Genomic DNA, 23,049 nt, shown 5'->3' with positions numbered 1-23,049 from the left:
CGCTAGGAATTTCGGCGCGCGGGCACGGTGGCTGACCCGGTTCCCGTGGCCGTGGCCGTGGCTGCCGGAGCCGACTGGCCGGCAACGCCCACCGGTTCCGCTGCGACGGCCACTGGTGCGGTGGTACCCAGCAAGGCAGCGACCAGCACGGCTGCCACTACGGATGTCCAGCCCTTCTTCGGGCCGGCGGTCAGGGGAGCGATGGGACGGTACGGAATCATGGTGTCCTCCTGAAGGGTCGGGCCGCTGGTGCGGCGTCAACACCACGCTGCCGGTGCGGGCTGGGCATGGCCTTTCGCCATCCTGTGCCGGGGCTGTGACGTGAAGCGGCGGCCTGCTCCGCTTCCCCGTGGGCGAACTTAAGGACGATCCCCAGCCTGCTGTGTTCTGATGGGAGCTATGGAGTCCACTGCAGCCCCGTCAGCGCCCGGCACCTCAACGGCATCCACACTGATCAACTGGGACCTGGCCGCCTCCGCTGCGGCCCGGCTGGCTCCGGCGGGCCCGGACCTGAAACCCGCGGCGATCAACGAAGCCGTGGACAGCCTGCGCCGGCTCGCCGACGCTTCCGTTCCGCACGTCCACGAGATCACGGGACTGGAAGCCGCCCGGGATCTCCGGGACTCCTCCGTCCTGGTGGTGGACCGCGCTTCCTGGGCGAAGGCGAACACCCAGTCCTTCGCCGTCATGCTCAAACCCGCCATGCAGAAGATGCTGGACAACCGGCGCGGGTCCCTCAGCCCCTCCGCCGCCAGCGTCAGCGGCGCCATCACCGGCAGCCAGCTCGGCGCCGTCCTGGCGTTCCTGTCCAGCAAGGTCCTGGGCCAATACGACCCCTTCGCCGCCCTTGCGGAAAACTCCTCCGCCCCGGCAGCCGGGCGGCTCCTGCTGGTGGCGCCCAACATCGTCTCGGTGGAGCGCGAACTCAACGTCACCCCGGAGGATTTCCGTCTCTGGGTGTGCCTGCACGAACAGACCCACCGCGTGCAGTTCGCCGCGGCGCCCTGGCTGCGGCACCACATGCTGGAGCAGATCGACAATCTCAGCGGCCACCTGCTGGGCAACGTCGATTCACTCATGGAGCGGGCCACCGCCGCCGCCCGCTCGCTGAAGGACCGATCGGCCACCGGCAACACCCCCGGCCGCGGTGCCATCCTGGACCTCCTCCAGGACCCGGAGGAAAAGGCCGCCATCTCCCACCTCACCGCCGTGATGAGCCTCCTGGAAGGCCACGCAAACGTGGTGATGGACGCTGTGGATGCCAGCATCGTCCCCTCCGTCAAGACCATCCGGCAGCGGTTCAACGACCGGGGCAAGGACCGCGGCGTGATCGAGAAGTTCATCCGCAGCCTGCTGGGCCTGGACGCCAAGATGCGGCAGTACTCCGACGGTGCCCGCTTTGTCCGCGCCGTGGTGGACGTCGCCGGCATGGAGGGCTTCAACCGGGTATGGGACTCGGCGGACAACCTGCCCACGGAGCCGGAGATCCACGACGCCAAACTGTGGCTTGAACGGATGGGTCTCTGATTGCCTTCCGCACCACAACACAGCGGGCGACGCCGGCCCGGCAGGCTGGCGCCCGTCGTCGGCACCGCGCGCAAGATGCTGGGCGACGCCCTGGCGCAGGCCGGGTTTCCGCGAAAGGTCTTGGTGGCCTGCAGCGGCGGCCCGGACTCCCTGGCGCTCGCCGCCGTCGCGGCCTACTTCGCCCGGCGCGGCCATGTTGACGGCCACCCCGTGTCTGTCGGCGCCGTCGTCGTCGACCATCAGCTGCAGGAGGGCTCCGGCCAGGTAGCTGCCATCACCGCGGAAGTGCTCGCGGACCTGGGGCTTGCGCCCGTGGACGTACGCACGGTCACCGTCTCTGGCGAACGGATGGGGCCGGAAGCGGCCGCCCGCGAAGCACGGCACGCAGCCCTGGAAGCCGCCGCCGCGGAACATGGAGCCGATGCCGTCCTGCTGGGCCATACCCTGGATGACCAGGCCGAACAGGTGCTGCTGGGCCTGGCCCGCGGTTCCGGAACCCGCTCCCTGGCGGGAATGCGGCCGGCCCGCACCGCCGCCGGCGGGACAGTCCTGCTGCGGCCGTTTCTGGGCCTTCGCCGTGCTGACACCGAAGAGATCTGCGGCGTGGAGGAGCTGGAACCCTGGCATGACCCCACGAACACCGACCCCGCGTTCGCCCGGTCCCGGACCCGGGTGGAAGTGCTGCCCCACCTCGAGGACAAGCTCGGTCCCGGTGTGGCCGAGTCCTTGGCCCGCACCGCGTCCATCCTCCAGCTTGATGCCGACTACCTCGAGGATGTGGCGGAAAGCACGTACGCGTCCCTGGTGGAGTGGAACGGCGCCGAGGCGGGCCTGCCCGAAGAGGCGCTTCGCGCCCTGGCCCCCGCCATCAGGTTTCGTGTCCTGGCGAAGGCGGCTGCCGCCGTCGGGGGCCAGCAGCCCAGCTACCGCCGCCTGGTGGCGGCCGAGGCGCTGCTCCGCCGCCACGGGTCCGCGGGCCCGGTGCAGCTGCCCGGCGGAGTGGCCGTCTACCGCCTGTCGCTGGCGGAACTGGAAGGCCTCGGCCGGCAGGAGGGCGGCGGAACAGGTCCCCGGGAAGCCGCGCGCTGTGGGAAGCTAGTATTCCGGCCGCAAAAACGGCCCGCAAAATAGTCGCACCCCGCATCTACACAGGAGCCATTGGTGGATTCAAACGACGTCCAGGCAGACCTCAAGCACGTTCTCTACACCAAGGAACAGATCCAGCAGCGCATCACCGAGCTCGCTGCGGAAATCGACAAGGACTACGAAGGCCGCGAACTGCTGATTGTGGGCGTGCTCAAGGGCGCTGTGATGGTCATGGCTGACCTGGCCCGCGCACTGCACAGCCACGTCTCCATGGACTGGATGGCCGTGTCCTCCTATGGCTCCGGTACGCAGTCCTCCGGCGTGGTGCGCATCCTGAAGGACCTGGACACCGACCTCATGGGCAAGGACGTCCTGATCGTCGAGGACATCATCGATTCCGGCCTCACCCTCTCCTGGCTGAAGACCAACCTCGAATCCCGCGGCACCGCGTCCGTGGAGATCTGCACCGCGTTCCGCAAACCCACCGCCGCCAAGGTCGAAATCGACGTCAAGTACGTCGGCTACGACATCCCCAACGAGTTCGTGGTGGGCTACGGCCTGGACTACGCCGAAAAGTACCGCAACCTGGACTTCGTCGGCACGCTCGCCCCGCACGTCTACGAGTAGGCCGCCATGCAGCTCGGCGGATTCTCGGTGGGCCTGGCCGTGGCGGACCTCGCCGCCTCCATGGAGTTCTACGGCAAGCTCGGGTTCACCCAATACGCCGGCAACCCGGAACAGAACTGGGTCATCATGAAAAACGGTGACACCAACATCGGGCTGTTCCAGGGCATTCTCGAGAAGAACGTGCTGCTCTTCAACCCGGGCTGGAACCAGGCCGCCGAGCCGCTGGATTCCTTCACGGACGTCAGGGAGCTGCAGCGGCAGCTCAAGGCACAGGGCGTGGCCCTGGCCAGCGAGGCCGACGAGGAAACCACCGGGCCCGCCAGCTGCATCGTGCTGGACCCCGACGGCAACCCCGTCTACCTCGACCAGCACGTCTGACGCCGTGGCAAGGTCCACGATCGGCATCAAGGACGTGGCTGTTGCGGCCGGGGTGTCCGCCACCACCGTGTCCCACGTCCTCAATGACGTCTCCTACGCCAGGATCAGCCCGGAAACCCGCCGCAAGGTCAAAGCCGCCGCGCGGCAGTTGGGTTACGGACCCAACCGTGTGGCCCAGGCGCTCCGGAACCGCCGCACGGGTGTCCTCGGGCTGGTGAGCGAGGATGTGGCCACCACCCCGCACGCCGGCCGGATCATCCAGGGCGCGGACGACGCCGCCCGGGCCCGCGGCTACACGCTCATGCTCATCAACACGGCCGCGTCGGCCAGCCCCGCTTCCCGGGAAGGCGACGTGGACGCCGTGCTGGAACGCCAGGTGGACGGCATCCTCTACGCCACCATGTACCACCGCGTCCTGGAAACCCCGGCCAACCTGGGCAAGGTCCCGGCGGTCCTGGTGGACGCCGTCACGGCCGACGGCAGCTTCCCCTCCGTGGTCCCGGACGAGTACGGCGGCGCCCGCGCCGCGGTGGCCGCGCTGCTTGAAGCAGGGCACTCCCGCATCGGCTTCATCAACAACGTCGAGGATGTCCCGTCCACGTCGGAACGCCTCCGCGGATTCCGCGAAACGCTCACCGCGGCAGGGCTCGACGGCGGGCAGGCGCCGGTGGAGGCCTCGTCGTCGGACGCTGCGGGCGGGTACGAGGCGGCGTCACGGATCCTGCGCAGGACGGACGCGCCGTCCGGGCTGTTCTGCTACAACGACCAGATGGCCATGGGCGCCTACCGGGCCGCAGCGGAACTTGGCCTGGCCATCCCCGCCGACCTGTCCGTCGTCGGCTTCGACGACCAGGAACTGGTGGCCGGCAGCCTCTTTCCCGGACTCACCACGGTGGCGCTGCCCCATTACGCGATGGGAGCCTGGGCCGCGGACCGGCTCATCGACATCCTCGAGGGCGATCCGGACGCCGGTGGGGAAGAACCGGGGACCACCGTGCTGGAATGCCCGCTGGTGGTCCGCGCCTCCGTTGCCGCGCCCCGGAACCCGTAGCCTGCCTGCGCCGATGTCCGCTACGCCCACAGGGAACTTTTGCTTTTCATCATGCGTGATGTACTCCGGACGGTGTATAGCTAGTAGCTGACGCAGCACCATCACGCGCGCAAAGTACACGCCGTGCAGCACTACCGGAAGGGACGGGGCCAGCCCCCGAACAGATGAAAGCTAAGAATTTCTTCAAAGGCCCCGGCATCTGGATCGTCGTCGTCGTCGGTCTGCTCCTGGTGGCTTTTGCAACGCTGGCCCCGGGTGGCGCGTCGCGGATCGACACCGACAAGGGCCTGGAACTGCTTGCCGGGAACAACGTGGAACAGGCCAAGATCTTCGACGGTGAGAACCGCGTCGACCTCACCCTGAAGGACGACCTCGAAGTTGACGGGCAGAACAAGGGCAAGAGCGTCCAGTTCTTCTTCGTCGACGCCCGCGCCCAGGACGTGGTGAAGGCTGTCACCGACGCCAAGCCAGCGCAGGGCTACACGGACCAGCCGATCGAGAGCAACTGGTTCTCCGGCCTCCTCTCCCTCCTGATCCCGGTCATCCTGCTCGGCGCCCTCTTCTGGTTCCTGATGACCCGCATGCAGGGCGGCGGCTCCAAGATCATGCAGTTCGGCAAGTCCAAGGCCAAGATGGTCAGCAAGGACATGCCGCAGGTGACCTTCGCCGATGTCGCCGGCTCGGACGAAGCCGTGGAGGAACTGCAGGAAATCAAGGAATTCCTGCAGGAACCGGCCAAGTTCCAGGCCGTCGGCGCCAAGATCCCCAAGGGCGTGCTGCTCTACGGCCCTCCCGGCACCGGCAAGACGCTGCTGGCCCGCGCGGTCGCCGGTGAGGCCGGCGTCCCCTTCTTCTCCATCTCCGGCTCGGACTTCGTGGAAATGTTCGTCGGCGTCGGCGCCTCCCGTGTCCGCGACCTCTTCGAGCAGGCCAAGGCCAATTCCCCGGCCATCATCTTCGTGGACGAGATCGACGCCGTCGGCCGGCACCGCGGCGCCGGCATCGGCGGCGGCAACGACGAACGCGAGCAGACCCTCAACCAGCTTCTGGTGGAGATGGACGGCTTCGACGTCAAGACCAACGTCATCCTGATCGCGGCCACCAACCGGCCCGACGTCCTGGACCCCGCGCTGCTGCGCCCGGGCCGCTTCGACCGGCAGATCGGCGTCGAGGCCCCGGACATGATCGGCCGCGACCAGATCCTGCAGGTGCACGCCAAGGGCAAGCCGATGGCGCCCGGCGTCGACCTCAAGGCCGTAGCCAAGAAGACGCCCGGTTACACCGGCGCCGACCTCGCCAACGTGCTGAACGAGGCCGCACTGCTGACCGCACGCTCCAACGCCAACCTGATCGACGACCGCGCCCTGGACGAGGCAATCGACCGGGTCATGGCTGGCCCGCAGAAGCGAAGCCGCGTCATGAAGGAACACGAGCGCAAGATCACCGCCTACCACGAGGGCGGCCACGCCCTGGTGGCTGCCGCCCTGCGGAACTCCGCCCCGGTCACCAAGATCACCATCCTTCCCCGCGGCCGCGCCCTGGGCTACACCATGGTGGTGCCGGACAACGACAAGTACTCCGTGACCCGCAACGAGCTGCTGGACCAGATGGCGTACGCCATGGGTGGCCGCGTGGCCGAGGAAATCGTCTTCCACGACCCCTCCACCGGCGCCTCGAACGACATCGAAAAGGCCACCGGCACGGCCCGGAAGATGGTCACCGAGTACGGCATGAGCGAACGCGTTGGCGCGGTGCGCCTGGGCCAGGGCGGCGGCGAGCCGTTCCTGGGCCGCGACGCCGGCCACGAGCGCAACTACTCCGACCAAATCGCCTACGTGGTGGACGAGGAAGTGCGACGCCTGATCGACCAGGCGCATGACGAGGCCTACGCCATCCTCACCGAGAACCGTGACGTCCTGGACCGGCTCGCGCTGGAACTGCTGGAGCGGGAAACCCTGAACCAGGCCGAGATCGCCGACATCTTCCGTGACATCCGCAAGCGCGATTTCCGCGAGGTGTGGCTGTCCAAGGAGACCCGTCCGGTACAGGCCGCAGGTCCTGTGGAAACCCCGCAGGAACGGGCTGAACGCGAAGCCCAGGAAGAAGCCAAGCAGGCCCGGCTGGACGAGCCGCTGGACGCCCAGCCGCCGCACCCGCAGGGCGTTCCGGAAGACGCTCCGTTTCAGGGCGGCGTCCCCGAATCGGGGCCGGACACCCTTCGCGGCTAAGCTTTCTCTGTGACTTCCTTCGACGACGACGCCGTTCCCGCCTCCGCCGCCTACGCCACGGAGGACGGTTCCTCCCAGGCCAGCCACCAGAAAGTGGACCGGCCCAGGATCGAGGCGGCCGTCCGCGAGATCCTGCTCGCCATTGGTGAGGACCCGGACCGCGGCGGCCTTATCGACACCCCAAAGCGGGTGGCCAAGGCGTACGCGGAGGTGTTTGCGGGCCTGCACCACGATCCCGCGGACGTCCTGTCCACCACCTTCGACCTGGACCACGAAGAACTGGTCCTGGTCAAGGACATCCCGTTCTACTCCACCTGCGAGCACCACCTGGTGCCGTTCCACGGTGTGGCCCACATCGGCTACATTCCGTCCCACGACGGGCGGGTCACCGGGCTGAGCAAGCTGGCCCGGCTCGTGGACATCTACGCCCGCCGTCCGCAGGTGCAGGAGCGGCTGACCACGGAGATCGTTGAGGCGCTGGTCCAGCACCTCAAGCCGCGTGGCGCCATTGTCGTTATCGAATGCGAGCACATGTGCATGTCAATGCGCGGTATCCGCAAGCCCGGCGCAAAGACCGTCACCAGCGCGGTCCGCGGGCAGCTTCATGACCCGGCCACCCGTGCCGAGGCCATGAGCCTCATCCTCGGAAGGTAACAACAACCATGGATTCACTCGCTGCAGCTCCCGGAACGGGACCAGCCACCTCGCCGCTGCCCATCCTGCGTAAACCGCGGCCGGCCGCGCGCTTCGAGGACCTGCCCACCGACCGCACCCTGGTCATGGGCATCCTCAACGTCACCCCCGACTCCTTCAGCGACGGCGGCAAGCACGCCACGGCGGACACCGCGATCGCCGCCGGCCTGCGCATGTTCTACGCCGGCGCGGACATCATCGACGTCGGCGGGGAATCCACCCGCCCCGGCGCCGAGGACGTGTCCCCGGATGAGGAACAGAAGCGCGTCATCCCCGTCATCGAAGCGCTGGTCAAGGCCGGCGCCCTGGTGAGCATCGACACCACGCACGCCTCCACCGCCGCCGCGGCGCTGAAGGCAGGCGCCGCGATCATCAACGATGTATCCGGGCTGACCATTGAACCGGAGATGGCTGAACTGGTGGCCTCCTCCAAGGCGCCGTACATCCTCACCCACCGCCGCGGCGATGCCCGCACCATGAACTCCCTGGCGGAGTACACGGACGTTGCCGGTGAAGTGGTGGCCGAACTGGCCGGAGTGCGGGACAAGCTGTACGCGGCCGGTGTCACCGCCGATCAGATCATTGTCGACCCGGGCCTGGGATTCGCCAAGAACGACGCCCAGAACTGGGAACTGCTGCAGAACCTGGACCAGCTGGAAAGCCTGGGCCACCGGGTGCTCGTGGCAGCCTCGCGCAAAAGGTTCCTCGGCACGCTCCTGACCGTGGCCGGCAAGTCCGCCGCCCCGGATGAGAGGGACGCGGCCACCGCAGCCATCACCGCCATCAGCGCGGCCCGCGGTGCCTGGGCCGTGCGCGTGCACGACGTCGGGTCCAGCCTCGACGCCGTCAAGGTTGCCGCGCGCATGGCGGCAGTACCCAGAACACCGTAAGGGCCGGGGGACCCATGGACAGGATTACGCTGAGCGGTGTGACAGCCGTAGGCCACCACGGAGTGTTTGATTTTGAACGCCGCGAAGGCCAGCCTTTTGTTGTGGATGCGGTTCTCTACCTGGACTTCGCCGCCGCGGCGGCGTCCGACGACGTCCGCGACACCGCCCATTACGGCGAAGTGGCGCAGCGTATCACCGAGTGGATTTCCGGCGAGCCGCTGAACCTCATCGAGGCCTTGGCCGTCCGGATCGCCGAGGGCCTGCTGGCCGAGTTCGCGCTGCAGGCCGTGGACATCACGGTGCACAAGCCGCAGGCACCCATCGAAGTGCCTTTCGGCGATGTGGCGGTGTCTGTGCACCGCGCCCGGCCGGCCGGCGACTCGGGCGTGGAGGGGACCCCATGAACGCGGTGTACACCAAGGCGGTCCTGGCCTTGGGCAGCAACCTGGGCGAACGCAATGACACCCTCTCCAGCGCCGTGGCGGACCTGGTGGACCCGCCGGAGGTCCGCCTCCTGGCCGTGTCCCCGGTCATCCAGACCAAGGCCGTGGGCGGTCCACCGGACCAGCCTGACTTCCTGAACATGGTGGTGACGGTGGAAACCAGCATGTCTCCCCGTGAGCTGCTGGAACACTGCCAGGCCGTGGAAAACAAGCACCACCGGGTCCGCGAGGTGCGGTGGGGGCCGCGCACCCTCGATGTGGACGTCATCACCTACGGCGACCTGCGCAGCGACGACCCCGTGCTGACCCTGCCGCATCCCCGGGCGGCGGCACGGGCCTTCGTCCTCTATCCCTGGTCCCTGATCGATCCCGCCGCCACCCTCAATGGTGAACGCATCAGTGTCCTCGCAGCCCGGGCGGAGGACTACGGCGACATTGCCCCGTTTGACGGGTTCGGCGATTTTGACGGCATGCCCACTGCCGGGGCGGTGACGGAGCTTTGAAGCCCATCAATCCGCTGCGGCTGATCCTGATCGGCGTCATCCTGGCGGTGGCGGGATGGTCCGGCACCGTCATCACCAGCCGCTACGGCATGGCCACGCCGGTCCTGCCGGCCACGGCGCTTGCCACCATGGGGGTCATCGTTGCCATCACCCTGATCCTGGGCATCCGGGTGCTGCGGTGGCGGAACAGCGTCAAACCCAACAGCACCGCGAAAAAGACAGCCCTGGACCCGTTGCTGGCCGCCCGCACGCTGGTCCTGGCGCAGGCCTGTGCCTACGCCGGAACGGTGCTGCTGGGCTGGCATGTGGGGATCTTCCTGGACCAGTTGCGGATCTGGAGCTTCCGCAGCAACCAGGACATCACCTGGCTTGCGCTGGGCATGGCCGGCGGCGGGCTCGTGATGATCATCGTCGGCCTGGTGGTGGAACGCTTCTGCCGGATTCCTCCGGAGGACGGCGACACCAAGGGCATGGACGGCAAGCCGGGCCGCGCGGCACGGGGGGAAGCCACGGGGGAAGGCGAATATGCATACAGAGGCGATTGATCCCCCAGGCATCGACTGGCAGCGGGTGTCACCCAAGTTCGTCACGGTCAGGGTGGTGCAGTGGGCCCTGGGCAACCTCATGGCCGTGGCGCTCCTCAGCCTGCCGCTGCTGTTTGTGCTCCTGGGCTGGTGGCGATGGCCGCCGCTGTGGCTGGCCATTGCCCTCCCCGCCGTCACCGTGGTGGCAGCGTTGTGGCGGTTGGCGCTCATCCCGCGCCAGGTCCGGGCCATCGGCTACGCCGAACGCGACGATGACCTGCTGGTCCGGACGGGCATCTTCTTCCAGCGGACCATGGCCGTTCCCTACGGCCGCATGCAGTACGTCGATGTTGCCGTGGGACCGGTGGAGCGCAGCCTCGGCCTGTGCACCGTCAAGCTCCACACGGCGTCGCCCGGTACGAATGCCCACATTCCGGGCCTGCCCGCCGAAGAGGGGGCGCGGCTCCGCGAGCAGCTGGCTGCCCGGGGCGAAGCCAGGCTGGCAGGGCTGTGACCGCTGACGGGCGGTTCCCCGGCCCGGGCACGCAGGATGCCGATTCCCCGGCCGAAGCCACTGCACCGGCCCTTTCCGGGGCGCCGGGCAGCACCGGCACTGCCAGCGTCAACGCATCGGACGGCGTCACCGCATCCGCCAGCGTCACCGCGTCCGACGGCGCGTGGCTGCGTGTCCATCCGGCGTCGCCTTTCGTGCGCGGCTGGGTGGCGCTGGCCGCCATCGGCTTCTTCTTCGGACGGGACATCTTCGAGCGGTCGCTGCAAGGCAGGCCGCTGTTCGAGGACGGATTCGCCGGGCGGGTGCCGTGGCTGGTGGCGGCCGGCGGAACAGTGCTCCTGGTGGCCGTCCTCAGTTTTGTCCTCACCTGGTACTTCACCAAATACCAGGTCTCGGGCGGCTACGTCCGCGTGAATACCGGGTTCCTGTTCCGCCAGCAGCGCCAGGCCCGGCTGGACCGGGTCCAGGCCATCGACATTGTGCAGCCGCTTCTCGCCCGGATCTTCGGGCTGGCCGAGCTCAAGTTCGAGGTGGCCGACGCCGGCGAGTCGGCGGTCCGGCTGGCCTACCTCAAAATCGACGAGGCCCGGCAACTGCGGGCCACCATCCTGGCCCGCGCTGCCGGCATCGGCGAGGACATGGAGAATCCCGGTGCGCCCGCACCCGAGGCGCCGGAGCATCCGGTACTGTCCGTGCCGCCGTCGCGCCTTGTCGGTTCCCTGCTCCTCAGCGACCAGAGCTTTTTCGTGGTGGTGGGCGGCGTGGCGTCCGTGGTGCTGTCCGCCGTCACGGACAACAGGGCCTTCTACTTCTACCTGATTCCGGCGGCCCTGGGCCTGGCCGCGAGCTACTGGAACCTGTTCAACAAGGGCTACAACTTCACGGCCGCCATTTCACCTGACGGGATCCGCCTCCGGTACGGACTGCTGGACACGCAGGCGCAGACGCTGCCGCCCGGCCGGATTCAGGCCCTGAAAATCAGCCAGCCCCCGCTGTGGCGGCTGTTCGGCTGGTACCGGATCCAGGTCAACGTGGCCGGTTACGGGCTAGTGGACAACGCGGGGGAGGCCTCGGCGAGGACCACCTTGCTCCCCGTTGGAACCCTGGACGATGCCATGGCCATGCTGTCGCTGGTCCTGCCCGACCCGGGTACCGGCCGGCCCGCCGAAGTTTTCGGGGCAGGGCTCACCGGACTGGATGCCGGCGCCGGATTCACCACCACGCCCCGCCGGGCCCGTTTCCTGGCCCCCTTGGGGTGGCGGCGCAACGGGTTCACCGCCACCGATACCGCCCTGTTGATCCGGTCTGGCCGGTGGTGGCGACAGCTGGTGGTGGTGCCGCACCAGCGCACCCAGTCCATGGCCTTGCACCAGGGCCCGCTGGCGCGGCGGTTCCGGGTGGCGGACCTGGTCCTGCACACCACGGCGGGGCCGGTGGTTCCCCGCCTGACCCAGGCCGGACTGGATGAGGCGAGGGCGCTCTTCGACGCCCAGTCGGCCCGCGCAAGGCTGGCCCGCACACGGCAGACGACGGAGCAGTGGCTCCGCCAGGTGGCCCCCCAGGCAGACGCCGGTGCCGTGGACGGGCAGGACCCGCCGTCGGCGCCACCCGGCAGCGACGGCGAACCGGCAGTACCCACGCAAGCCCCTCCACGGCAGCAACAGGAAGGCCCCCACCATGGCTAAACCCGGACGCCTCGGCGTCGGCATTATCGGAGCCGGGAAAGTAGGCGCCGTCCTGGGCGCCGCGCTGCGTTCCGCCGAACACGCCGTCGTCGGAGTCTCCGCCGTGTCCGACGCAAGCCGTGAACGTGCCGAGACGCTCCTGCCGGGTGTTCCGGTCCTCGAGGTCCAGGAGATCGTCGAGCGTGCCGAGCTGGTGCTTCTCGCCGTGCCCGACGACGCCCTGCCGGGCCTGGTGGACGGGCTCGCCAAGCTGGGCGCCTGGCAGCCGGGACAGCTCGTAGCGCACACCTCGGGGCGGTTCGGGGTTGGCGTGCTGCACCCGATACGGGCGGCCGGCGCAGTGCCCCTGGCCCTGCACCCGGCCATGACATTCACCGGGATGAGCCTGGACCTTACCCGGCTGCTGGACTGCACGTTCGGAGTCACGGCGGACGCCGCCATGCTCCCCATCGCCCAAGCGCTCGTGGTGGAAATGGGGGCCGAGCCGGTGGCTATCGCCGAGGCGGACAGGACGCTGTACCACGCGGCACTGGCCCACGGATCCAACCACTTGGTGACGCTGGTGGCGCAGTCCTCCCAGTTGCTGCGGGAGGTGGGAGTGGAGCAGCCCGAACGCATGCTGGGGCCGCTGCTGCGGGCAACGCTGGAAAATGCCCTGGCATCCGGTGAATCGGCACTGACCGGGCCTGTGGCCCGGGGCGACGTGGGCACTGTTGAGGCGCACGCGCAGGCTTTGCGGGAATACGACGGCGGCGGACACGGGGATGTGCTGGCCGCTTACCTTGCCATGGCACGCGCCACAGCCCGCCGGGCCGAGGGCCGGGGCCTGCTCAAAGCCGACCAGCTGGAGGGCCTGAACCGCGCCCTCGATACCGAGGAGGACTGACCATGCCCATCACACTGGTGACCACGGTTGCGGAACTGCATGCCGAGAGCGCCCGGCTGCTGGCGGCGAAGCGGGGAACCTCCCAAGGGCTGGTGCCCACCATGGGTGCGCTCCACGAGGGACACGCCGCCCTGGCGCGGACGGCCGTGGAACAGAACGACGTGGTGGTGGCCAGCATCTTCGTGAACCCGCTCCAGTTCGGCGACGCGGTGGACCTGGACCGGTACCCGCGGACACTGGACGCCGACCTGGCCCTGCTCGACGGGCAGGGCGTCGATATTGCGTTTGCCCCGTCCGTTGAAGAGGTCTACCCGGGAGGGGAGCCCCTGGTACGGGTCACCTCCGGACGGCTGGGGGAGAAGTGGGAGGGCGCTTCCCGCCCGGGGCACTTTGACGGCGCCCTCACGGTGGTGGCCAAGCTCCTGCACTACGGCATTCCGGCCGCCGGTTCCGCCGGCCCTGTCGGCCCTGCCGCCCCTGCCGGCGGCTCCGGTCACTCCGGCGATGCGGGTCATTCCGGTAACGCGGGGCCTTCCGGCGATGCGGGCGCTGCCGGGTCCGCGCCGGGCCGGGAGGGACTTGCAGCCTACCGGGCCTACTTCGGGCAAAAGGATGCCCAGCAGTTGGCGCTGGTCCGGCGAATGGTGGCGGACCTGAACTTCCCGGTGGACATCGTTGGGGTGCCCACGGTCCGTTCGGCCGACGGGCTGGCGCTGTCCAGCCGCAACCGTTTCCTGTCCGGGGAAGAGCGGGACGCTGCCCTGGTCCTGTCCCGTGCCCTGCGCCTGCTGGAGCAGCGTGCCAACGCCCACGAGCCGCTGGACCTCGACTCCGCGGTGGCGCTGGTGGAGTCACAGCCGCTGGTGGAACTGGACTACTTCGACGTCGTGGACCCGGCCAGCCTCGAGCCCCTGGCCGAAAACTGCCGCGAGACGCCTTTCCGCGGCGAAGGCCTGGCCCTGATCGCTGCCAAAGTGGGGCCGGTCCGGCTGATCGACAACATGCCGCTGAGTTCCTAGGCCGCTGGCGTCCTGGGACGTTGGCTTCCTGCGCTGCTGGCGTCCTGGGACGTTGGCTTCCTGCGCTGCTGGCGTCCTGGGACGTTGGCTTTCTGCGTTACTGGCTTCCCAGCCCGGTGCCCGGAAGTTCGCAGCCCGTGACCATTAATGCGCAGCGCCGAGTGGCTAACCGGTGTGGGCGGTTTCCAGCTGCCATTCCCATTCCGTCAACGGGTCCGGCGGCAGCACGAATGGCGTGGCATAGAAGGCTTCCCACAGGGGGTCCTCAGGTGAGAGGTCCTCAAGGTTGATGACCTCCTCACCGGGCAGCGCACCATCGGGGATTCCGCCGTCGGAAAGTCCGTCGTCGTCGGGAGGGTCGGCGAGGACATATCCGGGGCATACCGGGAGGCCCGCGAGGATCTGCTCCTCCAATGAGGTCAAGGCTGCTGAGTCCAAGGCTGCTGGGTCCAGGGCTTCACGGTTTCGCTCGATGGGCGCGCTGCCAGGTTCAAAGTCCATCCGTCGATCCATCCTTTGGGGAACGTCAGGCAGGAGCGGACTGTCGGGCTGGCCGGTGAGTAGTCCTGGTGGCCAGTGGGGTGGTTGTGGGTCGGGTTGGTGGGCCGGGTAGTGGCGGCCTGTGGGTGAGGTCCAGCCGGGTGGTTTGGTTGTGGTGGCGGGTGTGGGTGTCCAGTCGCTGTTGTGCTTGAGCCTGTGGTGTTTCGGGCATAGTTGTGCGAGGTTGCTGACGCCTGTTGTTCCGTGGTGGTGCCAGGCGGTGAGGTGGTCGGTGTCGTTGTCGGTGCTGGGGTTGGTGCAGCCGGGGAAGGTGCAGTGTCCGTCGCGCATCCTGATCCAGCGTTTCATTGCTTCGGTGAGCCGGTAGCTGGTCCGGCCGATCTCCAGTGGTGCACCGTTGCGGGGGTCAACCAGGACCCGGTAGAACGAGTGGGCCCCGTTGGCGACGAGTTTCCGGGCCATGGCGGCGGGGATGGGCCCGTACCCATCAAGGTCGGCTGGCTCGTCGGTGCTGCCCAGCAGTGTGAATATCGGGATGGTGACCAGGACGTCGGCCCTGGGGGTGGGGATCTTGCTGAGGTCAACGGCATAGGGGTCGGTGACCTGGTTGCGGGTGTCGTGGGAGCCGGCTGTGTTGCCTGGTTGTTGGCCGTCGTCGTGCCGGTCCGGGGCCGCGGTACCGGTGTGGGCGCCGAGCAGGAGTGCTGCGGCGACGTCCGGGCGGAGCTGGGTGAGGGTGCGGGTCTCGTCGGGTCCCTGCAGGCCGCGGGCGATGGCTGTGGTTTTGTTCCAGATGGCACACGCGGTGTCCCCGGGCAGGTGAAGGTTGATCCATGCCATCCCGTCGGCGTCCGGGCGGTATTCCATCCGCCGGTCCGCCACACACCTGATGTGCCGTTCCTGGACGGAGGCGGGGTAGGTGCGTTCGCGCCAGGTCCTGACTTTCCGGCGGAACCGGGACGGGACGAGGTCCCCGGGCTCCGACCCCCGGGCACGGTGGGGTGCGTCCGGGTCGAAGAAATGCGCCACCAAGGCCGCGGCACCGTCCGGGGCAAGGCAGTCCGCTTCGTCGGCCACGATCACCGCGTGCCGCCAGGACATCGACCCCGCCGCCAGCGCACCCGCGACCGCTGGCATCGCGCAGACTTTCCGGGACTGGCTGATGAACGCTGCCGCGGCGCCCGGGCTGAGGGTCAGGACCCCGGCGACCTCCGCCGTCGTGGACATCTCCACGAACGCCCGCTCCGACCCTGTGGCACCCGGCGGCGTCACCGCCTCCTGGAACTCCGCGAACTCCGCAGCGTCCAATGCCTTCCCCGCCGCGACCTGGGCTTCCAGCCGGCTCCACAACGCCAACCGCTCCAACCGAAGCTCCGACTTCCGCTCCAAAACATCGACCGCTTCGCAGTCCACGGCATGAGGGTCAGCCCGGTCCAGCCCCGCGTCCGTCAGGAACAGCGCGCCAAGGGCGTCAACGGAGGCCTGCAGGCCTTCCAATGCCGCCACCTTCGCTGCCGCGTTTCCCATAACAACATCATCCAAGGAGGGTCTGACATTCAGAGGGAGGGGAGTCAACAGCCGTGGATTCTCCGGCGGCATCCCGGCGGAAGGGGAGGGAGGAACGGATTCCTAGATTGCTGTCCCGGAATTTCGGGCCTTCTCAAGGTCGTACGACCTCAGCCCATGTTTCACGCCCAAGCGAATAATCCAATAGAGCAAGACGCCAAGGACCAGCGCCGGTACAGCAAATGCGGCAATTGAAGCGATTATCGAGATCAAGATTCCCCCAGAGTGTGTTTCCTGACAGCCTCTCACAAGCGCCTCGATACCCGCCGTCGTCGCCAGGACCTGCGGTCCCGGCTGCCAACCTCCAAGGCCCCGCTCCGAAAGCCGAGGCCAAAAGCGAAAGCCGCCCTCCGCCGTCGTACGTTCCAGGGAGCTTGGTGCAGCCGCCTTGCCCGTATCTCCACGCTTTGTTGCGGGGCTTCCAGCAATCCACGCTTCCAACAAGATAATCAGCTTGCTTATTACTTTTGGATTTCCTAGGCTGGAATCCGTCAGGCAAACAACTCTCGAAGCAGTGCGGCGTGCTCCCGGACGGGTGGACGCCGGCCCGCTTCAAGCGAGGAGGAACAATGTCAGAACACAGCATCGCAGGCAAGAAGGTCGCGTTCCTGCTCACGGACGGCGTGGAGCAGATCGAGCTGACCAGCCCGTGGCAGGCGGTCAAGGACGCCGGCGGCGAGCCCACCCTCGTGGCACCGAAGAGCGGCAAGCTGCAGGGATACAACGGCACGGACAAGGGCGATACTTTCGACGTCGACCTGACGGTGGCAGATGCCAACGCCTCCGACTTTGACGCGCTGGTCCTGCCGGGCGGCGTCGTCAACGCCGACCACCTGCGGGTGGACAAGGACGCGCAGAGCTTCACCCGCAGTTTCTTCGAGCAGCACAAGCCGGTGGCGTCCATCTGCCACGGACCGTGGCTGCTGATCGACGCCGGGGTAATCCGCGGCCGGAACGTCACGTCCTACTTCACCCTGGAAACGGACCTGAAGAACGCAGGCGCCAACTGGACGGACCAGGAAGTGGTGGTGGACCAGGGCCTGGTGACCAGCCGCAACCCCGATGACCTGCCCGCCTTCAACAGCAAGCTGGTGGAGGAAATCTCCGAAGGCCAGCACGCGGGCCAGACCGCCTGACACCTGCTGTTCCCTCAGGGTTTGAGAAAAAATCCGGTGCGGAGGAATTACTCCAGCCGGTAGAGTGTTGGCATCTGCAGCGGCCAGGTTCGCGCATCACTCACCACTCTCCCTGAGGGAACACTCATGTCTACCGAAGTCTCTCCCAACGCCAAAGGACAGCACGTCCAGGCGGAAGGAGCCACCCCCGCCGCGCCGGAGAAAATGTCCCGCGAGTCGGTGACCATTATCAGCACGCTGCTGGTGGCCACCTTCGTGGTGATCCTCAACGAAACCATCATGAACGTGGCCCTGCAGCGGCTCATGGTGGATCTCCAGGTGGATGCCCCCACCGTCCAGTGGCTCTCCACCGGCTTCATGCTCACCATGGCTGTGGTCATTCCCACTACCGGTTTCATCCTGCAGATCCTTTCCACCCGGGCCGTCTTCATGCTGGCCATGGGGCTATTTGCCGGCGGCACCGCGCTGGCCGCCGTCGCCCCGGGTTTCGGGATCCTGCTGCTGGCCCGCATCATCCAGGCCGGCGGAACCGCCATCATGCTTCCGCTGCTGATGACCACCATCCTGACGCTCGTCCCGCTGGCCAGGCGCGGCGCGGTGATGGGCAACGTCAGCATCGCGATTTCTGTGGCGCCGGCCATGGGTCCCACCGTGTCCGGGCTGATCCTCGAGCACTTCACCTGGCGCTTCATGTTCGTGTTCGTCCTCCCCGTGGCCCTGGTGGCCCTGGCCATCGGCGCCAAGTACCTCACCAACGTGGGTGAGGTGGAGAAGGCGAAGCTGGACGTCCTGTCCGTGCTCCTTACCGTGCCCGCGTTCGGCGGCCTGGTGTACGGCCTGAGCCAGATCGGCGGCGGCCACGGCGGCCAGGCCGGTCCCAGCGCCGGAGCCGTCGCGGCCCTGGTGATCGGTGTGGCCGCGCTTGCCGTGTTCGTCCTCCGCCAGGCCCGGCTGCAGAAGACCGAGGCTCCGCTGCTGGACCTGCGGGCCTTCAACTTCCGGATGTTCACCGTCTCGGTGCTGCTGATGGTGGTGGCCATGATGGCCCTGTTCGGAGGGGTGATCCTGCTGCCGCTGTACCTGCAGGAAGTCCGCGGCCTGGGGTCGCTGGAAACAGGACTGGCGCTGCTGCCCGGAGGCCTCGCCATGGGCCTCCTTGGCCCGGTGATCGGCCGCGCCTTCGACAAGGTGGGGCCGCTGCCGCTGACAGTCAGCGGATCCATCCTCATGGTGATCACGCTGTGGCAGTTCTCCATGCTCGACGCCGGCACACCGGTCTGGTGGATCGTCACCTTGCACGTGGGGTTGAGTTTCGGCCTGGCCCTGCTCTTCACGCCGGCATTCACCACCGGCCTGAACCCGCTGCCGCCGCACCTGTACTCGCATGGGTCGGCGATCATGAGCACCACGCAGCAGGTTGCCGGTGCCGCCGGCACGGCGCTGCTGGTATCCATCTTCTCCGTGGTGAGCGCGACGTCGGGACTCGTCGCCGGGATGAGCGCCGCCTTCATGACGGCAACCGTCATAGCCTTCGCCGCCGTCGTACTGTCCGCGATGATGCGCAAGACCGAAGGCGCCGGAGCGGGCCACGGCCCCGCGCACTGACCAGCTAAGGCCCAACCAGAAAAGCCGTTGCTCCCGATGTTGGCAGCGGCTTTTTCGTGCCGGTTCAGCCGGAGTAGAAGTCGCTCAGTTCCTTGACCAGTTTGTCCGGCGCCTTGATGACGCCGTCGTGCCCATAGCCCGGCAGGATGGTGTAGCTGGAGCCGGAGAGGACGTCGTGGATCTGGCCGCAGGCCACGCCAAAGTAGGCCGGGCTCTTTTCCCCCACCACGATCAGCGTTTCCAGCGGCAAAGCCAGGAAAGGTTCGGCCGGCATGTCCGCGGCGATGATCGCTTTGATCTCGCGGACGCCGGTGCGCATCAGCTCACGCTGCTGCTTGCCCTCGGAGGTCCCTGCGGTCAGCTTGTTGGCCAGGGTCATCATGGACAGCGGCATCCGGGAGGATAGCGGCCCCGGGGCTTCGAGGCCGCGCTGGATCACGGCCAGGGCGCGGTCGTCGTCACCGGCGGCGACGGCAGCCTCGTACTCGCCGATCCAGTCCGCCTTGACCGACTGATTGACGGACACTGCGGGATCGTAAACGGCCAGGCGCTCCACGGGGAGCGTCCGTGCGGCGTGCAGGGCCACCGCGCCACCGAAGCTGTGGCCAAAGACATCGGTGCTGGAGGTGTGCTTCATGACGGTGTCGAGGTCGCGGATGTCCACATCGAGGGTGTAGTCCTCGGGCTGCGGTGACGAGGAACCCCGGCCGCGGCGGTTGAACGTGTGCACCGGCCTGCCCAGTGCTGCGCTCAGCTTCTGGGCGAACTTCGTGTAGTCGGCCGCGGTCACCATGGACGGCGGCACCACCACCACGCCTGAGCCGCCGGAGGCCAGGTTGGCCCCGGTGGTGAAGAGCTCCAGAGTTCCGCCGTCGGGGGTCCTGATGTTCTCGCGCGTCATGTCCTGAGCCTATCGGAGCAACCTGAACGGCGGCGCAATGACACCGGAGGCGCAATGACACCGGCGGCGCCGCTGCGGCAGCGGGGAAGGAGTCAGCCCCGGAAGTACCCGGAGATGTCCGTCACGAGTTCCTTCACCGCTGCGGGTATGGAGCCGTGGAAGCACTTGGGTGAGAGCTGGAACGTGCTGCCCGGAACCGCTGCGTGCAGCCGTTCGGCCGTCACCTTGTAGTAGCTGGGGCTCTTCCCGCCTGCCATGAAATGGGTGCCGTCCGGCAGCACGCTGAAGTCCCGGGCATGGTCCTTCTCGTTGTACGCCGCCCGCAGTTCGCCCACGGCACTGGGCATGACCTGGCGGAAGACCTTGTTGACCTTGGTCCGCGACAGCAGCGCCATCAACCCGGCCAGGACCGGCTCGGGAATCCGCGCCATGGCGGAGCCCGGGCTGGTGGCCTTCTTCATGTGCGCCAGGGCGTGGCCCACCCTGCCCTCGTTGACGGCCCGCTCGAACCCGTCCAGCCACTTGATGTCGATGCTGCCGTCGATGTTCACCGCGGCGTCGTAGACCGCCAGCTTGTCCGGCACGTGGGAGCTTCCGGTGAATTCCTGGACGGCGTTCAGCGCCACGGACCCGCCCAGGCTGTGGCCCAGGATGTTGCGGGCTCCGGTGGCATCCAGCACCGTGCGGACATCCTCGATCTCGGTGGCCATTGAATAGCCGGCCGGCTGCCCGGAGGAGCTGCCGCGGCCCCGGCGGTCGTAGACGTCCACGGCCCAGCCGTCCCCCAGGCCTTTTGCCAGCGCGATGGAGAACGGGCGGTAGATCAGCGCGGTGAGGAAGGCGCCTCCGATCAGCACCACCCTCTTCCCGCCAGGTGCGTCCTCGGTGCCGTAGCTGTACAAGGCCAGGTGGCCGCCGTCGTGCGTTGGAAGGACCCGTTCTTTCACCCGCCCATCCTAGGGCGCATGCCTGCAAGGGAGCTGAAAACCCGGTTTTGTAATGCCCGGTAAACTTGATGATTGTGACTTCCCAAAACACCCCCGCGCCCAAGAATGCCCCCGAGCCCCTCGATGCCAGCGAGCAGATGCGGATCCGCATGGAAAAGCGCGCCAAGCTCATCGAGCGCGGCGCCGAGGCTTACCCCGTGGGTGTTGAGCGGACCCACTCGCTCTCGGAAATCCGCGAGAAGTATGCACACCTGGAAGCTGACGACACCACCGGCGACATCGTCGGCGTCACCGGCCGCGTGGTCTTCGTCCGCAACACCGGAAAGCTGTGCTTCGCCACGCTCCAGGAGGGCGGCACCGACGGCAAGGGAACGCGCCTGCAGGCCATGCTGAGCCTGGCCAACATCGGCGAGGAAGCGCTGGCCGACTGGAAGGCCCTGGTCGACCTGGGCGACCACGTGTTCATCAAGGGTGAGGTCATCTCGTCCCGCCGCGGCGAACTGTCGATCATGGCCGAATCCTGGTCCATGGCCTCCAAGGCCCTGCGCCCGCTGCCGGTGCTGCACGCCGAGCTGAACGAGGAAACCCGCGTCCGCCAGCGCTACGTGGACCTGATGGTCCGCGATGAAGCCCGCGAAATGGTCTACACCCGCGCGGCCATCACCCGTTCCATCCGCGAGACGCTGTTCCGCCACCAGTACGTCGAGGTGGAGACGCCCATCCTGCAGCTGGTCCACGGCGGCGCCCTGGCGCGGCCGTTCGAGACGCACATGAACGCCTTCGACCAGAAGATGACCCTGCGCATCGCCACCGAGCTGTACCTCAAGCGCGCCGTGGTGGGCGGCATCGACCGCGTCTACGACATGGGCAGGGTGTTCCGCAACGAAGGCGTGGACTCCACGCACAGCCCGGAATTCACCACGCTGGAGTGCTACGAGGCGTGGGCGGACCAGTTCGTCATGGCGCAGCGGATCAAGGAGATCATCCTCGACGCCGCAGACGCCGTAGGCGCCGGCCGCACCATCCAGACGGAGGCCGGAGAGATCAACCTCGACGGCGAGTGGGCATGGCTGGCCGTCTATCCGGGACTGTCCGACGCCGTTGGGCAGGAGATCACGCCGGAGACGTCCGTCGAGGTGCTTCGCGGAATCGCGGAAAAGCATGAGGTCAAGGTGGATCCCAAGTGGGACGCCGAGAAACTCGTGGTTGAACTCTTCGGCGAGATCGTGGAGCCCACCCTGCTGAACCCCACGTTCGTCTACGACTATCCGCCGTCCGCCCAGCCGCTGGCACGCCCGCACCGCGAGGACGGCCGGCTGATCGAGGCGTGGGACCTGATCATCGGCGGCATGGAGCGCGGCACCGCCTTCTCGGAGCTGATCGACCCCGTCATCCAGCGCGAGCGGCTCACCGAGCAGTCGATGCATGCCGCCGCCGGCGACGTTGAGGCCATGCAGTTGGACGAGGACTTCCTGCGCGCACTCGAATACGGTGCCCCGCCCATGGGCGGCATCGGCCTGGGCATCGACCGTTTGGTCATGCTGTTCACCGGGGCGGGTATCCGCGAAACAATCCTGTTCCCACTTCTTAAGCCGGAAGGACACTGACCATGGAATATGTAGCAGTCCTGCTCCCCTCCATTGTTGTGGGCCTGTTGTTCTGGTTTGCCATGAAGTCTGTCTTTAACGCGGATAAAGCGGAACGGCAGGCCGAAGCGCAGGCGCAGGCAGAAGCGGATGCGCGGACGCTGGCCAACCCTGCCGAGCCGGACGCCAAATAGAAAAATCCCCTATCTCCCCCTGTTATCCCCATGGAACCTATTGACGCTTTGACGTGCTGCCATTAGAAGGGCGATAATTCTTTTGGGAAACATCCTGCTTTTCTGAACAGCAAACTTTCCAGCAAGAGGAAGACCTTTAATGGCACAGAAAGTAAACATCATCCTCGTTGATGATCTGGATGGGGGATCCGCAGACGAGAATGTTAAGTTCGGCCTCGATGGGGTCAACTACGAGATCGACCTGTCGGCGGCAAATGCCACCGAGCTCCGGTCTTCACTCGAACGTTTTATCGACGCTGCACGCAAGACCTCGGGGGGCCGCACAGCCGCCCGGACCAAGGCTCCTTCCGGGGGCCGCAGCCATGACTCGGCGCAAATCCGCCAGTGGGCCCGGGATAACGGGTACACCGTTAACAGCCGCGGCCGTATTCAGGCGGAAATCCAGGAGGCCTACCAAAAGGCCAATTCCTAGCATCCGCAAGGGATCCTGTTTCAGGCCCCGCTCCCCGATTCCGGGGAGCGGGGCCTTGCTTTTTACGCGCAGCAGGCGGGGAACAGG

Annotated in this window: 24 protein-coding genes; 20 read left to right on the top strand and 4 right to left on the bottom strand. The window is 67.5% G+C overall.

The features are described from left to right. Positions 1–2: 2 nt before the first annotated feature. A complete protein-coding gene (locus AS031_RS11445; protein ID WP_058268277.1) occupies positions 3–221 on the bottom strand; it encodes a hypothetical protein in 219 nt (72 codons plus the stop codon). 178 nt (positions 222–399) lie between these two features. Here AS031_RS11445 and AS031_RS11440 point away from each other — a divergent pair, with 178 nt between their 5' ends. The 15 genes from AS031_RS11440 (at position 400) to AS031_RS11370 (ending at position 14,054) form a co-directional block, all read left to right on the top strand. Beyond that, positions 400–1,527, top strand: a complete 1,128-nt coding sequence (locus AS031_RS11440; protein ID WP_058268276.1) for a zinc-dependent metalloprotease — start codon at positions 400–402, stop codon at positions 1,525–1,527. 75 nt (positions 1,528–1,602) lie between these two features. Further along, a complete protein-coding gene (gene tilS, locus AS031_RS11435; RefSeq protein WP_176716541.1) occupies positions 1,603–2,658 on the top strand; it encodes a tRNA lysidine(34) synthetase TilS in 1,056 nt (351 codons plus the stop codon). Between the two features lie 30 nt (positions 2,659–2,688). Continuing rightward, entirely contained in the window at positions 2,689–3,240 is a 552-nt protein-coding gene (hpt, locus tag AS031_RS11430; RefSeq protein WP_058268275.1) for a hypoxanthine phosphoribosyltransferase, read from the top strand. 6 nt (positions 3,241–3,246) lie between these two features. Continuing rightward, positions 3,247–3,618, top strand: a complete 372-nt coding sequence (locus AS031_RS11425) for a VOC family protein (RefSeq protein ID WP_058268274.1) — start codon at positions 3,247–3,249, stop codon at positions 3,616–3,618. A gap of 4 nt (positions 3,619–3,622) precedes the next feature. After that, positions 3,623–4,669 carry a LacI family DNA-binding transcriptional regulator gene (locus AS031_RS11420; RefSeq protein ID WP_058268273.1) on the top strand — a complete coding sequence of 349 codons (1,047 nt, stop codon included), beginning with the start codon at positions 3,623–3,625 and terminating at the stop codon, positions 4,667–4,669. Between the two features lie 164 nt (positions 4,670–4,833). Then, complete coding sequence (gene ftsH / locus AS031_RS11415) at positions 4,834–6,897, top strand: ATP-dependent zinc metalloprotease FtsH (protein WP_058268272.1); 2,064 nt, start codon at positions 4,834–4,836, stop codon at positions 6,895–6,897. A 9-nt stretch (positions 6,898–6,906) separates the two neighbouring features. Further along, positions 6,907–7,551 (top strand): GTP cyclohydrolase I FolE, encoded by a 645-nt coding sequence (gene folE, locus AS031_RS11410; RefSeq protein WP_058268271.1) that lies wholly within the window; start codon positions 6,907–6,909, stop codon positions 7,549–7,551. An 8-nt stretch (positions 7,552–7,559) separates the two neighbouring features. Then, positions 7,560–8,480, top strand: a complete 921-nt coding sequence (folP, locus tag AS031_RS11405; RefSeq protein WP_058268270.1) for a dihydropteroate synthase — start codon at positions 7,560–7,562, stop codon at positions 8,478–8,480. A gap of 14 nt (positions 8,481–8,494) precedes the next feature. Then, complete coding sequence (gene folB / locus AS031_RS11400) at positions 8,495–8,884, top strand: dihydroneopterin aldolase (RefSeq protein ID WP_058268269.1); 390 nt, start codon at positions 8,495–8,497, stop codon at positions 8,882–8,884. Further along, complete coding sequence (folK, locus tag AS031_RS11395; protein WP_058268268.1) at positions 8,881–9,426, top strand: 2-amino-4-hydroxy-6-hydroxymethyldihydropteridine diphosphokinase; 546 nt, start codon at positions 8,881–8,883, stop codon at positions 9,424–9,426. The genes folB and folK overlap by 4 nt, the downstream gene beginning before the upstream one ends. Further along, complete coding sequence (locus AS031_RS11390) at positions 9,423–9,971, top strand: DUF3180 domain-containing protein (protein ID WP_058268267.1); 549 nt, start codon at positions 9,423–9,425, stop codon at positions 9,969–9,971. Before folK ends, AS031_RS11390 begins: the two co-directional genes overlap by 4 nt. Beyond that, on the top strand, positions 9,952–10,464 hold the full coding sequence (locus AS031_RS11385) for a PH domain-containing protein (RefSeq protein ID WP_058268266.1): 513 nt from the start codon (positions 9,952–9,954) through the stop codon (positions 10,462–10,464). The genes AS031_RS11390 and AS031_RS11385 overlap by 20 nt, the downstream gene beginning before the upstream one ends. Beyond that, entirely contained in the window at positions 10,461–12,149 is a 1,689-nt protein-coding gene (locus tag AS031_RS11380) for a PH domain-containing protein (RefSeq protein WP_082641996.1), read from the top strand. The genes AS031_RS11385 and AS031_RS11380 overlap by 4 nt, the downstream gene beginning before the upstream one ends. Continuing rightward, positions 12,142–13,035 (top strand): Rossmann-like and DUF2520 domain-containing protein, encoded by an 894-nt coding sequence (locus AS031_RS11375; protein ID WP_058268265.1) that lies wholly within the window; start codon positions 12,142–12,144, stop codon positions 13,033–13,035. Before AS031_RS11380 ends, AS031_RS11375 begins: the two co-directional genes overlap by 8 nt. 2 nt (positions 13,036–13,037) lie before the next feature. After that, on the top strand, positions 13,038–14,054 hold the full coding sequence (locus AS031_RS11370) for a pantoate--beta-alanine ligase (RefSeq protein WP_058268264.1): 1,017 nt from the start codon (positions 13,038–13,040) through the stop codon (positions 14,052–14,054). Positions 14,055–14,219: 165 nt separating this feature from the next. Here the strand turns inward: AS031_RS11370 and AS031_RS11365 are convergent, their stop codons facing one another. Then, the gene (locus tag AS031_RS11365; RefSeq protein WP_058268263.1) at positions 14,220–16,082 is read right to left on the bottom strand and encodes an HNH endonuclease signature motif containing protein; all 1,863 of its coding nucleotides are present in this window, start codon (positions 16,080–16,082) and stop codon (positions 14,220–14,222) included. A 608-nt stretch (positions 16,083–16,690) separates the two neighbouring features. On the opposite strand from AS031_RS11365, the gene AS031_RS11360 reads away from it, so the two are divergent. Then, positions 16,691–17,257, top strand: a complete 567-nt coding sequence (locus AS031_RS11360) for a type 1 glutamine amidotransferase domain-containing protein (protein WP_058268262.1) — start codon at positions 16,691–16,693, stop codon at positions 17,255–17,257. Positions 17,258–17,383: 126 nt separating this feature from the next. Further along, a complete protein-coding gene (locus tag AS031_RS11355) occupies positions 17,384–18,862 on the top strand; it encodes a DHA2 family efflux MFS transporter permease subunit (RefSeq protein WP_058268261.1) in 1,479 nt (492 codons plus the stop codon). Positions 18,863–18,926: 64 nt separating this feature from the next. On the opposite strand, the gene AS031_RS11350 is transcribed toward AS031_RS11355, so the two are convergent. Both AS031_RS11350 and AS031_RS11345 read right to left on the bottom strand, forming a co-directional pair. Next, complete coding sequence (locus AS031_RS11350) at positions 18,927–19,763, bottom strand: alpha/beta fold hydrolase (protein ID WP_058268260.1); 837 nt, start codon at positions 19,761–19,763, stop codon at positions 18,927–18,929. A 92-nt stretch (positions 19,764–19,855) separates the two neighbouring features. Further along, positions 19,856–20,710 carry an alpha/beta fold hydrolase gene (locus tag AS031_RS11345; RefSeq protein WP_058268259.1) on the bottom strand — a complete coding sequence of 285 codons (855 nt, stop codon included), beginning with the start codon at positions 20,708–20,710 and terminating at the stop codon, positions 19,856–19,858. Between the two features lie 68 nt (positions 20,711–20,778). On the opposite strand from AS031_RS11345, the gene lysS reads away from it, so the two are divergent. The 3 genes from lysS to AS031_RS11335 all read left to right on the top strand — a co-directional run bounded on the left by lysS (position 20,779) and on the right by AS031_RS11335 (position 22,962). After that, on the top strand, positions 20,779–22,317 hold the full coding sequence (gene lysS, locus AS031_RS11340; RefSeq protein ID WP_058268258.1) for a lysine--tRNA ligase: 1,539 nt from the start codon (positions 20,779–20,781) through the stop codon (positions 22,315–22,317). 2 nt (positions 22,318–22,319) lie between these two features. After that, complete coding sequence (locus AS031_RS20035) at positions 22,320–22,490, top strand: hypothetical protein (protein ID WP_169793879.1); 171 nt, start codon at positions 22,320–22,322, stop codon at positions 22,488–22,490. A 139-nt stretch (positions 22,491–22,629) separates the two neighbouring features. Then, positions 22,630–22,962, top strand: a complete 333-nt coding sequence (locus tag AS031_RS11335; RefSeq protein ID WP_058268257.1) for a histone-like nucleoid-structuring protein Lsr2 — start codon at positions 22,630–22,632, stop codon at positions 22,960–22,962. Positions 22,963–23,049 lie beyond the last annotated feature (87 nt).

Origin of the sequence: Pseudarthrobacter enclensis (assembly GCF_001457025.1) — a bacterium.
In the GTDB taxonomy this organism is placed as follows: Bacteria; Actinomycetota; Actinomycetes; order Actinomycetales; family Micrococcaceae; genus Arthrobacter; species Arthrobacter enclensis.
The sequence above is the reverse complement of the archived record's forward strand: the minus strand, read 5'-3'. Positions and strand labels throughout refer to the sequence as shown.

What these genes read in the sequence shown, in the direction of transcription:
- AS031_RS11445 (WP_058268277.1), bottom strand. Translation starts at nt 221, where the DNA reads ATGATTCCGTACCGTCCCATCGCTCCCCTGACCGCCGGCCCGAAGAAG.
- AS031_RS11440 (WP_058268276.1), top strand. Translation starts at nt 400, where the DNA reads ATGGAGTCCACTGCAGCCCCGTCAGCGCCCGGCACCTCAACGGCATCC.
- tilS (WP_176716541.1), top strand. Translation starts at nt 1,603, where the DNA reads ATGCTGGGCGACGCCCTGGCGCAGGCCGGGTTTCCGCGAAAGGTCTTG.
- AS031_RS11425 (WP_058268274.1), top strand. Translation starts at nt 3,247, where the DNA reads ATGCAGCTCGGCGGATTCTCGGTGGGCCTGGCCGTGGCGGACCTCGCC.
- ftsH (WP_058268272.1), top strand. Translation starts at nt 4,834, where the DNA reads ATGAAAGCTAAGAATTTCTTCAAAGGCCCCGGCATCTGGATCGTCGTC.
- folP (WP_058268270.1), top strand. Translation starts at nt 7,560, where the DNA reads ATGGATTCACTCGCTGCAGCTCCCGGAACGGGACCAGCCACCTCGCCG.
- folB (WP_058268269.1), top strand. Translation starts at nt 8,495, where the DNA reads ATGGACAGGATTACGCTGAGCGGTGTGACAGCCGTAGGCCACCACGGA.
- folK (WP_058268268.1), top strand. Translation starts at nt 8,881, where the DNA reads ATGAACGCGGTGTACACCAAGGCGGTCCTGGCCTTGGGCAGCAACCTG.
- AS031_RS11385 (WP_058268266.1), top strand. Translation starts at nt 9,952, where the DNA reads ATGCATACAGAGGCGATTGATCCCCCAGGCATCGACTGGCAGCGGGTG.
- AS031_RS11375 (WP_058268265.1), top strand. Translation starts at nt 12,142, where the DNA reads ATGGCTAAACCCGGACGCCTCGGCGTCGGCATTATCGGAGCCGGGAAA.
- AS031_RS11370 (WP_058268264.1), top strand. Translation starts at nt 13,038, where the DNA reads ATGCCCATCACACTGGTGACCACGGTTGCGGAACTGCATGCCGAGAGC.
- AS031_RS11365 (WP_058268263.1), bottom strand. Translation starts at nt 16,082, where the DNA reads ATGGGAAACGCGGCAGCGAAGGTGGCGGCATTGGAAGGCCTGCAGGCC.
- AS031_RS11360 (WP_058268262.1), top strand. Translation starts at nt 16,691, where the DNA reads ATGTCAGAACACAGCATCGCAGGCAAGAAGGTCGCGTTCCTGCTCACG.
- AS031_RS11355 (WP_058268261.1), top strand. Translation starts at nt 17,384, where the DNA reads ATGTCTACCGAAGTCTCTCCCAACGCCAAAGGACAGCACGTCCAGGCG.
- AS031_RS11350 (WP_058268260.1), bottom strand. Translation starts at nt 19,763, where the DNA reads ATGACGCGCGAGAACATCAGGACCCCCGACGGCGGAACTCTGGAGCTC.
- lysS (WP_058268258.1), top strand. Translation starts at nt 20,779, where the DNA reads ATGATTGTGACTTCCCAAAACACCCCCGCGCCCAAGAATGCCCCCGAG.
- AS031_RS20035 (WP_169793879.1), top strand. Translation starts at nt 22,320, where the DNA reads ATGGAATATGTAGCAGTCCTGCTCCCCTCCATTGTTGTGGGCCTGTTG.
- AS031_RS11335 (WP_058268257.1), top strand. Translation starts at nt 22,630, where the DNA reads ATGGCACAGAAAGTAAACATCATCCTCGTTGATGATCTGGATGGGGGA.